Annotated in this window: 1 pseudogene; it reads right to left on the minus strand. The window is 70.2% G+C overall.

The window, feature by feature from the left end:
- Nucleotides 1–1,166: pseudogene (locus ACFYR0_RS37790) on the minus strand (alpha-1,4-glucan--maltose-1-phosphate maltosyltransferase); the annotation flags it as partial.

Here is a 1,166-nt window from a genome sequence, read left to right on the forward strand (position 1 = left end):
AGATTCCGCAGTTGTCGCAGGGCGGGGTTCTCGCGGCGGATCGCGTTGAGCCGGGTGATGAGGGGGGTGATGGTGCGGCCCTCGCGTTCGGCCGTCTCCCAGTCGCGGGGCCGCAGTTGGTACTTCTCGGAGTCGAGGTACTCCTCGCTGCCCTCGCGCAGGGGCGTGTTCTCGCAGAGTTCGTAGCCGGAGTAGACGCCCCAGGTGGGGGAGAGGGTCGCGGCGAGGACGGCACGGACCTCGAAGGCGGGACGGCCGCCGTGCTGGAGGTAGGCGTGCAGGATGTCGGGGGTGTTCACGAACAGGTTCGGCCGCATGTAGTGCGCGCTCTCGCCGGACAGTTCGCTGAGGTACTCCGTCAGTTCCCGCTTGGTGTTGCGCCAGGTGAAGTAGGTGTAGGACTGCTGGAACCCGGCCTCGGCGAGGGCGCGCATCATGGCGGGGCGGGTGAACGCCTCGGCCAGGAAGATCACGTCCGGGTCGGTGCGGTTGATGCCGGCGATGACGCGTTCCCAGAACATCACCGGTTTGGTGTGGGGGTTGTCGACGCGGAAGATCCGCACGCCGAGGTCCATCCAGTGCCGCAGCACCCGCAGGGTCTCGGTGACCAGGCCGTCCATGTCGGCGTCGAACGCGATGGGGTAGATGTCCTGGTACTTCTTCGGCGGGTTCTCGGCGTGGGCGATGGAGCCGTCGGGCCGGTGGTGGAACCACTCGGGGTGCTTGAGCACCCAGGGATGGTCCGGGGAGCACTGCAGCGCGAAGTCCAGCGCGGTCTCCAGGCCGTGGGAGCGGGCCTCGGCCACGAACCGGGCGAAGTCCTCCACCGTGCCCAGCGCGGGGTGGACCGCGTCGTGGCCGCCCTCGGGGGAGCCGATCGCCCAGGGCACGCCGACGTCGTCGGGGCCGGGGGTGAGGGTGTTGTTGCGGCCCTTGCGGTGGGTGGTGCCGATCGGGTGGATCGGCGGGAGGTAGACGACGTCGAAGCCCATCGCGGCGATCGCGGGCAGCCGCCGGGCGGCGGTGCGGAACGTGCCGTGCGGGGTCTTCGGCGTGCCCTCGGAGCGGGGGAAGAACTCGTACCAGGAGCCGTACAGCGCCCGCTCCCGCTCCACCAGCAGCGGCATCGCCTCCGACGCCGTCACCAGCTCCCGCAGCGGATGCGC

The organism is Streptomyces sp. NPDC005017 (assembly GCF_042873115.1).
Lineage (GTDB): Bacteria > Actinomycetota > Actinomycetes > Streptomycetales > Streptomycetaceae > Streptomyces.